Annotated in this window: 9 protein-coding genes; 3 read left to right on the forward strand and 6 right to left on the reverse strand. The window is 64.0% G+C overall.

Going from position 1 to position 9,549, the window contains the following annotated elements:
- Positions 1 to 6: 6 nt before the first annotated feature.
- Positions 7 to 2,613, reverse strand: a complete 2,607-nt coding sequence (locus tag AC3WTE_RS12100) for a helix-turn-helix transcriptional regulator (protein ID WP_492437697.1) — start codon at positions 2,611 to 2,613, stop codon at positions 7 to 9.
- Positions 2,614 to 2,721: 108 nt separating this feature from the next.
- Positions 2,722 to 4,158, reverse strand: a complete 1,437-nt coding sequence (locus AC3WTE_RS12105) for a glycoside hydrolase family 25 domain-containing protein (protein WP_492437699.1) — start codon at positions 4,156 to 4,158, stop codon at positions 2,722 to 2,724.
- Positions 4,159 to 4,396: 238 nt separating this feature from the next.
- Here AC3WTE_RS12105 and AC3WTE_RS12110 point away from each other — a divergent pair, with 238 nt between their 5' ends.
- Complete coding sequence (locus tag AC3WTE_RS12110; protein ID WP_492437700.1) at positions 4,397 to 5,212, forward strand: peptidoglycan-binding protein; 816 nt, start codon at positions 4,397 to 4,399, stop codon at positions 5,210 to 5,212.
- Between the two features lies 1 nt (position 5,213).
- Here AC3WTE_RS12110 and AC3WTE_RS12115 read toward each other — a convergent pair whose 3' ends face one another.
- On the reverse strand, positions 5,214 to 6,383 hold the full coding sequence (locus AC3WTE_RS12115) for a damage-control phosphatase ARMT1 family protein (protein WP_492437701.1): 1,170 nt from the start codon (positions 6,381 to 6,383) through the stop codon (positions 5,214 to 5,216).
- 17 nt (positions 6,384 to 6,400) lie between these two features.
- Positions 6,401 to 6,652 (reverse strand): DUF3297 family protein, encoded by a 252-nt coding sequence (locus tag AC3WTE_RS12120; RefSeq protein ID WP_492437702.1) that lies wholly within the window; start codon positions 6,650 to 6,652, stop codon positions 6,401 to 6,403.
- Between the two features lie 374 nt (positions 6,653 to 7,026).
- Between AC3WTE_RS12120 and AC3WTE_RS12125 the strand changes: the two genes are divergently transcribed.
- Complete coding sequence (locus tag AC3WTE_RS12125; RefSeq protein WP_492437703.1) at positions 7,027 to 7,257, forward strand: hypothetical protein; 231 nt, start codon at positions 7,027 to 7,029, stop codon at positions 7,255 to 7,257.
- A 37-nt stretch (positions 7,258 to 7,294) separates the two neighbouring features.
- Here AC3WTE_RS12125 and AC3WTE_RS12130 read toward each other — a convergent pair whose 3' ends face one another.
- Together AC3WTE_RS12130 and AC3WTE_RS12135 are read right to left on the reverse strand one after the other, a co-directional pair.
- Entirely contained in the window at positions 7,295 to 8,113 is an 819-nt protein-coding gene (locus tag AC3WTE_RS12130) for an HpcH/HpaI aldolase/citrate lyase family protein (RefSeq protein ID WP_492437705.1), read from the reverse strand.
- Positions 8,114 to 8,140: 27 nt separating this feature from the next.
- Positions 8,141 to 8,686, reverse strand: a complete 546-nt coding sequence (locus tag AC3WTE_RS12135; protein WP_492437706.1) for an SRPBCC family protein — start codon at positions 8,684 to 8,686, stop codon at positions 8,141 to 8,143.
- Positions 8,687 to 9,088: 402 nt separating this feature from the next.
- Between AC3WTE_RS12135 and AC3WTE_RS12140 the strand changes: the two genes are divergently transcribed.
- Positions 9,089 to 9,430 carry a helix-turn-helix domain-containing protein gene (locus tag AC3WTE_RS12140; protein ID WP_492437707.1) on the forward strand — a complete coding sequence of 114 codons (342 nt, stop codon included), beginning with the start codon at positions 9,089 to 9,091 and terminating at the stop codon, positions 9,428 to 9,430.
- Positions 9,431 to 9,549: the final 119 nt, after the last annotated feature.

The raw sequence follows: 9,549 nt of genomic DNA on the forward strand, positions 1-9,549 counted from the left end.
TGAAGGTCAGTTACTCGCAGCCCCGCGGCGAATCAGCCCGGCAAGATCCTCGCGGTCCGAGATGTCGAGCTTTATGCACGCCCGATACAGGTGCCCCTCCACCGTCCGTACCGACACCGTCAGCCGGTCGGCGATTTCGCGGTTGCTCAGCCCCGCGGCAACCAGGTTGGCAATTTCACGTTCGCGCACCGTCAACGGCAACGGATGTGTCGCCAATTCCAGTGCCGGAGTTCGAACTCCCCCGCACTGCGCGGCCAACCGGTTGGCTACGGCTGCGGCCTGCGCGCTGCGCCGCCGATCATCGACCGCCGCGAAGGCTGCCGATGCCTGCGCCGCGGCGTCGAGCGCCGACAACAACGCACCGAGCTGCTCGAATTGCTCTGCGGCGACGAACAATCCAGCAGCGTCGCGATCTCCGACGGCCCGGGCATGCGCCACGATCACGGTGGCGAGGCGGCCACCGATGCCGGAGGCGACGTCGATCAGCCGGTCCGCGGCACTGTGATCACCGAATCGCACGGCGTCGTGCAGTGCCAACATGGATACCGCACGTTGGCCGGAGCTGTTGGCCAACCGGGCCGCATCCAGTGCCAGTTCGATTGCGGCGCTGACGTTTCCCTCGGCCGCGGCAAGCCACGACTCGGCGATCCTGAGCTGCGGGCCGAACACCGCGACGTGCCGGCCAGAGCGGACTTTCAACTCGGCGACCATCTTGGCTCCCGGCTGCACCCGGCCCAACGCGCAATAGGACTGCGCCAGCAGCAGCCGGGCCGGGAAGCTCCACGACGCCGCCGACTCAGCGGTCAGCGCCGCAACCGTCTGCTCCATCCGCGACACGGTCTCGACGAAGTCGCCGCGGGCCAGTCCAACCGTGCCTGCCAGCACATTGGCCATGCCCCACGCCAGATACTGGCCCGACGAGGTGATCTGCATCATGCCGGCGGATCGGCTGCTCGCCGCGTCGAATTCTCCGGCGAGCACCAACGCGCGCACCTCCCCGAACGCGGTGAGATAGCGGAGCAACCCGTCCACCTTCGCGCCGGCCATGCGACCGCGGCGAGCCAGCACCGCAACCTCGTCGCTGCGTCCCATCAACGCCAGCGCGAGCGCACCACCGAATGCCGCCCATTGCAACGCGATTGGGTGCGCGACCGGGTCGGCCAACACCCGTTCGGCCATCGCCACGGCCTCCGGCAGTCGGTTCTCGAAAGCCAGCGTCGCCGATGCGGCGCCGTCGACGTTCAGCACCAGCTCGGGACTCGTGATCCGTTCGCGGAGCAACGCGAGCACGTCGTCGGCGCCTTCGGCGTCTCCCATCGACCAGTGCAGGTTCGCGATACGCGCCCAGCCCCACCGGAGCAGTTCCGGTTCGGACATCTGCTCGGGGTCGAACGCGCCCAGCGTCTCCTCGGCCTCGGTCGCCCTGCCCTGCCACAGCAACGAACGCGCCAGCAATTCGCCGGCCTCGAGACCGCCGCCCCGATTGGTGGCGGCACGAGCCAGCCGCTCACCCAGCGTCACGTTCGTCAGCGCGATCGCCTCGCGCGCCGCCGTGACCAGCAGGTCGAGTTCGGGAACCTCGTCGCTGTCCAGGGTCAGCTCCGCCAACCGAATCCGGTGCGCCGAACTACTCAGCGGACGGTCCCGCATCGCGCGAACGAGTTCGCCGCGCAACCGGCGTGCCGCAGCCATTCCGAGCCGCCGGCGGATCACCTCACCGAACAAGGGGTGGGTGAACCTCACCTCGATGCCACCGGGCTCCTCGCCGACCCGCACCAGGCCACGGCTCTCCGCATCTTCCACCACGTCCGCACCGACGATCGCGGTCAGGGTGTCCAGGTCGAGTGGTTCACAGAAGGTCAGCAACCGCAGCGCGTGCAGTACCTGGTCGGGCAACTGGTCGACCCTGGAATCCAACAACGACGCCAGTTCCGAGGTGACCGCAGCCCGGCCCCGCAGCTGCCAGACTCCCCGAACCTGCCGCAGAGTGCCCGCCTCGATGGCCCCCTCCACCAGGTGACGGACGAACAGCGCATTCCCGCCCGAGGCCTGCCACATGAGCTCGGCGGACAGACCCTCCACCTGGCCGCCCAAGGCCTCCTCGATGAGACCGACACACTGCTGCTGGCTGAACGGCAGCAGATGCAACCGCTGCAGATACCGGTCCTTCCACAGCGACGTGATCGCGTCGGGAACCGGCGCGCCCGCACGCACCGTGGCCACGATGCGCACCGACCCGTCCAATGCCAGCTGGTGCAGGAGAGTCGCCGACAACTGATCAAGCAGATGGGCGTCGTCGACACCGATCACCGAATGACCTTCGGCCAGAATCGTTTCGCGCGCGGCGGACAGGAATGCCACCGGGTCGCGCGACGTGGCGCTGCGGACCAGATGGGCAAACACCCCGAGCGGAATGCCCCGCGCCGACTCCGTCGCCGCAACCCAGTGCGCTCGCACCGGTAGCGACTGGGTAACCAGTCGGGCCAGCGTCGTTTTACCTACGCCCGCGTCACCGACCAGGACAATGCCGCAATCGCCGGATTCCCCGAGCAACGCCCCGCGAATCACCGAGAATTCACTGTCGCGGTGAACGACCGGCCAGTTCTGGGCCACGGCGTATCAGCCTACCGGCCACTTTCCGCTGGTGGAGGCATTATGACGCTGGAATATGAGGTCCCATTCATCGGGCCGTTGATTAACATCCGGCCTGAATTATCGAACTCACATCTTGTCGTGCAGATCGGACACCATGTCGAACAGCGTCTTGCCGTTGTGGGTCCGGGTGAGGACCTTCGACAGCGTCGTAATCTGGTCCAGAACCGAGCGCGTGGTGTTCTGCTTTTCGTCGAGCGGCACGGTGTCCGGGGCCAGCAGGTCCACCTCGCGGTAGTCCGCTCCATCAGGGCCGATCAGCGGTGAACCGTCGGTGTTGGCGCCGTTCAGCAGGTTCAGGATGTCTTGGGGCTGAGCCATGGTGATCGCTCCTGTTTTCGTGGCCGTGGCCGCGGCGGTTGCCGGTGCTGCGCCGCCAGTGGTTCCGATGCCGCAGGCTGCAGCAAAATCTTTGGGCGACAATCCGTCTGCGACGTTCATGTCGCAGTTGCCGAAGGGGTTACAGCCCATCGGCAGACCTTGGTTGGCGCCATAAGCTCCGTCTGTGTACTGGTGGGCGATCTGCCCTGGCAGCAGCGGGTTGGAACCGTACGACGCGGCGATCACCCGTAGTCCTTTGGGTCGCGATACCCACATCGTGTTGAAGTCGCCCTGGTTGGCATAGCCGATGACGCGCGCCGGGTTACCGGCGTATTCGGCGAGATTGTCGTAAAGGGCGTTGATCCAGTCGGATCCGTCGCCGGCGGGGTTGCCGCCACTTTCCACGTCCAGCATCAGTACGACCTTGGGATGCAGTCCCCCGTTGGCATCGATCATCTGCCGCACCGTGTTGGCATTGTCCTGCCAATTCGGGCGCACGTAGGTGTAAACGATGCCGCATTCCAACCGGCCGGAGTCCAGCGCATTGCGCATCCACGAATAGTTCTGCGCGAACTTGGCATCCTGGTGGGTGCCGTCGCATACACGGATTGAAAGAATCTTGTACGGGTAGGAATCGCTGACGGGCACCTGGAATTCGGACACGTCGGCAAAGAAGCTGTCCACGTGGCCCTGAGCCGGCGGGGTGCCGTCTTCGACAATAGGACCCGCCACATACCAGTGGTCGTTCCAATAGCTGCTGTCAGAAGGGATGGCCTTGGGGGCGGTACAGCACCCGTACGAACCCGACGATTCCATCGCGACGCCGTCGACGACACAGTTCATATGGGAATGCGGACCGCCGTCACCTTCGTGGTGAAGGTTGATCACCACCGGCGCATCGCCGGGTACGTCGCTCAACGATGCGACGTGCACCAAATCGAACGGCCCGACGTGCTGCTCGCCCACCGGCTGGTATCGATACGACTCGGTGGACAATCCTTGCCTGCCCCACACCATTTGGTTGCCGTCGAACACCGCTGAGAGCACATCGGTCACCAGGCCAGAACAGTCACAGCCCACACCGTGATCGTTGGGATCCCAGGTGCCGCCGTAGACGTAATCGTCACCGAGCCGGTCGAAGAATATGCGTTTGGCGAACTCCACGTCGCCACGAGTGACAGTCATCAGTCCCTCCATTGATGAAGTGTTGAGAAATCAAGTGTCACGACGAAATGCCCAGGGGGCACCAGTAGCCCACTACTCGAATCGCTGCCCCTCTGGGCACCGAATGCCGTTGTGGTGGCGCGTTGGTCGAGTAAGTGCGTCAACGCGCCGATTCGAGTAGCCGGCTACTCGATACAGGTACCCGGCACCGCACATAGCGTCGAGCGTGATTGAACCATCATGTTGGGAGGAGAACCCGATGCCTCATCTGCGCCCGATCATGTTCACGGTCGAAGGTCACGTGTCGGACATGTTCAGCGGGCCCGTCGCGGACACCGCGACAACCCTTGAGGCCGAAGGCATCTGCCATCATCAGCCCATCGGTTACAACAACGGGGCGCTCCCGTTCGACAACGACAGCGGTGTCAACGAACTCGCCCGACTGCTCGGCACCACCCAAATGGACAACGGCGTACCGTTTCCGGAGGGCACGCCCTGGTCGCTCGGCATCTACTCCCAGGGCGCGATCGTGGGATCGTACTTCTACTTCCGCTTCCTGCAGCCCGGCCAGCCGCTCGCCTGGCGCACCCCGGACCTCAAAGGCGTTCTGGCGTACGCCAACCCGTGCCGGCAGACCGATTCCATCGCGTCCTGGGCCCGATCATGGGTGAAAGCGTCCGGTACCCACGGCCTGGATCCGAACCAGCGGTTCGGGCTGCCTGGTTTCCCCACCAAGCCCGACAGCTGGGTGGACGTCTACCGGGAAGGCGACATCTTCGCCGAGAACAGTGACGACCAGTCGAGCGCGGTCAAAGCCGCCGTCTACGAGGCGGTCATGAACGACTGGACCAGCAACCCGTTCTCCCTCTCCGGGCAGATCGCGGTAACGCTCCACGCGCCCTTCAACGAGGTGTTCGCCGTGATCGAGGCGACCATCAGTGGCGCGGTGTTCCTGGCCAGCAACCCGAACCCGCACTACGCGCCGTTCGAACTCGAGGGCGGTAAGGACTGGATGCGAGGACAACTGGCCACCGGTTCCGTCCCGGCCGCTCAGGTCAAGCCGGTAGTCGCCTGAACTACTCCCCGCGAACTTGGATCAATGCGTATCCGCCGCCCGTCCGCCATCGCTGTCCAGTGGCATCGAGTTCCGCGACTTGCACGGACCTGAGGCCGACGACAACTTCCGATTTCAACGTCCGCAGTGCCGCTACCGGAGACGGAAAATAACCCACGGTTTCGTTGAACGGTGTAGTGGCGGGCCAGTAGCGGTCGCCGACGAGGCGCCGATAGTTGAGGTCGCCTTTCATCAGGGTCATGTTGGCGGTCGCAAATTCGGCTGCGAGGTCGTCCGGCATGTCGTGGAACGCCAGCGGTGCACAAAAGAACCTGTGGGTGCGCACCTTGAGTCGGCCGCTACGCACGGAGTGCCAGAGCCGGTCGCCGATCCTGCCGATCTGCGGACGGGGCTCGGTCCTCAACCGTTGGATGACCGACAGCACATCGGCCATGGTCGCATCCGACACGTAGTACGGGTACGGCTTGACGTACAGCACGATCTCGGCCGCAAGACGCTGAGTGAGCAGACTGTCGGCCAGGACGAGATCAGCCAGCAGCTCGCGTCCCGCGTTGTCTGCTACGACGCAGACCATCGGGTTGTCCTGCGATCTGAGGGCAGACCACAGCATCGAGCTGTCGTCGACGAGGAGGCCCTCCTGCCGAGCTCCTGCGGCGGCTGCCTGCAGTTGGAAGCTGAGGTCGGCGCGGTTACCCCACAGTGCGGCGACCAGCAGCGCGTCGTGCTGCTGGTCCCCCGACCCCTCCGTCACCTCGGCGATCGCACTCAGTTCTTCGTCAACGGCCGGTCCCGTCAGCTCGGCATTCTTGACCGGAGCGAACGGGTCGACTCCGCGCCAGGCGCCCGCCCCGAAGTAGCCGACAGCCTCGAGCAATCGGCGGTAGAAGTAACTTTCACTCCACAGGAATGGCGCCTCACCCCACGGGCGTCCGTAGAGGTGCTCGCCCCAAGCCAGCCAATCGTCCCGGTCATGAGCGTCCTCGGGCAACGGCTCGAGGACGCCAGTGGTGCTCTCGACGAGAAGCTGTTGCAACATCGCCTGTTCGGCGGAGGTGTACGGCCAGGATTCCAGCACCTGACGAATCAGCTTCGGATGCCGCTCATGGAACACACCCCACTCGAAGGACCCGGGGACCGCGGCCGTGATCGTGGGCGCATCAGAGGTATCCACCAAGGTTCAGCTATTTGCTAGGTGCGGAAGTAAGGTTCCACCGTGCCGCTGAGCTTGACGACCATCGGATTTCCCCGGCGATCCTTGGCGGTAGGAACTTCCACCCGCACCCAGCCCTCGGCCACGTCGTACTCGTACACATTGGTCTTCTCGGCGCCGTTGAAGCGGATACCCACACCACGGAGGAGCGCCTCTTCGCTATAGAAGTCGCTGCGCGGGTCGATGGAGAGGTGGTTCGGTGGAACGTCTGTGTTCTGATCCTGAGACATGATGGCTTTCGTCGAGTGCGTTGGGTTCTTGGCTGTAATTCTCTAGGAACGTACGCGCCCCTGCCGTAGCGGGTTCCGCGTAGGTCGTGGCGGGTGGCGCGACCGAAGCTGTCACCTCATCGTGCGCCAGAACCCCCGCATCGAAATCTCCTGGTGGTTCCGGCAATTGGGCATTGGCGCCCAGAAGACCATACCCATCTACCTCATACGTCACACCCGTCTCGGAAGTCCACTGGGACGCCTGTTCGCCTGCCCACATAACGATGCCAGCGCTCGAGAAGTCGGCCTACCATCGGAATTTATGGGCCTGGTGTAGGCAACCCACCAGAGCCTCGCGACAGATCAAACCTCATGACAGAAGGAGGGATGGGCTGATGAAAATCGCACTAGCAATCGCCGCTGCGCTCGCACTCAGCCCCATCGGCGTAGCCCACGCCACACCAGGACAATGCATCAATACGCCCTGGGGCGGATACTGCGACGGGCAAGCCGACGGCAACGGCATCTTCAACCATTGCGAAGGCGCACTGGGGTTCAGCAACTGCTACTACGTCCGCGCCGTACCCACGGACGTAGACCCGCGCGGATGGGTACCGCTGAACTGACGCATCGCTCCCCTGCAGCGGTTGCCGCCGGCAGCGTTCAGCTCGGTATCAGCCGAAGTTGCCGCGCCTTCTCCAGAATGATCCTGGCGCGGTTCAATCGAGGTAAGTCGCTGCCGTCCTTGGGCTTTCCGCCGCGGGCGTTGAACTGCTCGACGAACTCGCGCGCCCAGCTGATATCAGATTCGGACGGGCTCAGCCCGGCGTTGATGGTCTCGGCATCGGACGAACGCAGCGCGAGCTTGCCTGTCATACCCATCCGCCGAGTGAGCGCCACGCCCTCGGCCAGCTGATCCGGATCGCGGGTCGGCCCGTCGATCGGACCCGGGATGTGTGCCGCGCGCGACGCGACGACCAGCTGGGACCGGCTGTAGGCCAGAGCCAGCGGGTCCTGCTCCACCCCGATGTCCAGCGTGTAGTCGTTGACGCCGAACGCGATGCGAAAGCACGGTCGCGCGGCGGCGATGTCATGCACGCGCGCCAGCCCGCGCGCGGTCTCGATCAACGCGATCACCGGCGATTCACCACCGAGCCGGTTCGCGGTGTCCCACATGTGATTTCCGCCCTCCGTCTTGGCCAGCACGACGCCCTTCATCCCGCGGCACTCAGCCAGGGCACGACAGTCGGCAGACCAGAAATCGCTGGACGCGTCGTTGACCCGGACCCACGCCCGGGCTCCGGAGTTCAGGAATTCGATGACCCGGTCCCGTGCCGCCTCCTTCTCATCGGGAGCGACAGCGTCTTCGAGATCCAGAATCACCTCGTCGGAGTTGGTGGTCGCCAGAAGCGCCCCGAGGTCAGGCTCGCGGGACGGATTGACCAGGAGCCAGGAGCGCGAAACCTTCGAGTTCACGGTCATGGCGCCAGGCTAGCCGGACAACAAGATCTAGTCGTCGGCTTCTAGCCGCTGTTTCAGATTCCGCAGTGTGATAGCCAAGTTCCTGCTCTGAATCTCAGCGCCCGTCAGGCCGTCCACTGACCAGTGATTGACTGCATCGACTACCGGTCGCGGCCAAGGGCCAACCGTCCAGGTCTCACTGACCGCGGCGGTCGCCTCATCAATTGCCCGGAACCGGTACGTCCAGGTCGCTATCGGGAAGCGCAGAAACGGTCGGCCCCATCCGATCGCCCTAACTTTGAAGGCAAAGCACTCGTTCTCATCGGCGGCGATCACCTCGCAGCGGGTGGTCCAGCGCAACCTGCCCCGCAGATTGTGACCGTCGAAAACTGTTCCTACACCCACGATTCCACCATCTTTGATGGCCGCACCGGTATTCTCCGGACTCCACCGGCCCATTTGGGTCACATCAGCTACCTGCGCATAGATCCGATCGACAGGAACGTTGATCACCACCTCTTCGGTGACGGTAGCCAGCTTGCCGCCGACATTCGCGGAACGCCGGTCGGGCCGCAGTGCTTTGGCGAGCTCCACCGCGAACGTCGGTGCGCGAAACACCATCTTCTCGGCCGCGCGTTCAGCTTCGGCCCAACCGCCATCCCAAGTTCTGGACGCGCTGGTGTATCTCGCCATCATCACTCCCTCGTCGATTGTTGCGCCTTGTGCCGATAGCCATAGTCTTCGACTTGTGGCTGCGGGCTGTCCAGACCGGGTCCGTGCCGCCCAGGACGCTCGCCGGCGCCGGCATTAGTGCGATCGGCATGAGCAGGGCCCCGGTTGCGCCCTGCAGGGCATGAAAAAAGCGGCTCCCGATCTCTCGAGAACCGCCTCTGAACTGCTACTTCATCTGTCGGCCTCCTAGGAAATTATTCAAAAAATGATTCCCAGAAATTGCAATACCTGATCCAGCGCATCAACAAGGCGCCAAAACGGCCCGTGACCAGGGCAGACGACAAGATTCAGACACGTCGGCTGGACCGCCGCCTGTCCCCTGACACGATCGCCGAACTGGTCGCTGCCTACCGCGCTGGTACGTCTACCAACGAACTATGCCGTCGGTACGAGGTCTCGAAGGGTGGTGTGCTCAAGCTGCTAGCCGGCCACGATGTCGCCATGCGCCAACAGCCCATGACCCAGGATGAGATTAACGAAGCGGTCCGGCTGTATGTCACCGACGGTCTGTCGATCCGAACGATCGCTCAGCGACTCGGCAAAAGCAAGGGCAGTGTCTGGAAGGCACTGCACGAGAGAGGCGTCCCGATGCGACCAGCTCACTGATCGTTCTTGGTCTTGCGCTTGGCCTGCTTCCGCTCCTCAGCTGAGAAATTGTCAATACCTGTGGATCGGGGTGTTTCAGGCGACCTCCGTTCCGGTGCTCTCGTCACCGTTTGAAGGCG

This window comes from Mycobacterium sp. FW102-FHT13B02 (assembly GCF_058790275.1).

Coding starts and splice junctions, on each gene's coding strand:
- AC3WTE_RS12105 (WP_492437699.1), bottom strand. CDS start 4,158: ATGACTGTCACTCGTGGCGACGTGGAGTTCGCCAAACGCATATTCTTC.
- AC3WTE_RS12125 (WP_492437703.1), top strand. CDS start 7,027: ATGAAAATCGCACTAGCAATCGCCGCTGCGCTCGCACTCAGCCCCATC.
- AC3WTE_RS12110 (WP_492437700.1), top strand. CDS start 4,397: ATGCCTCATCTGCGCCCGATCATGTTCACGGTCGAAGGTCACGTGTCG.
- AC3WTE_RS12130 (WP_492437705.1), bottom strand. CDS start 8,113: ATGACCGTGAACTCGAAGGTTTCGCGCTCCTGGCTCCTGGTCAATCCG.
- AC3WTE_RS12120 (WP_492437702.1), bottom strand. CDS start 6,652: ATGTCTCAGGATCAGAACACAGACGTTCCACCGAACCACCTCTCCATC.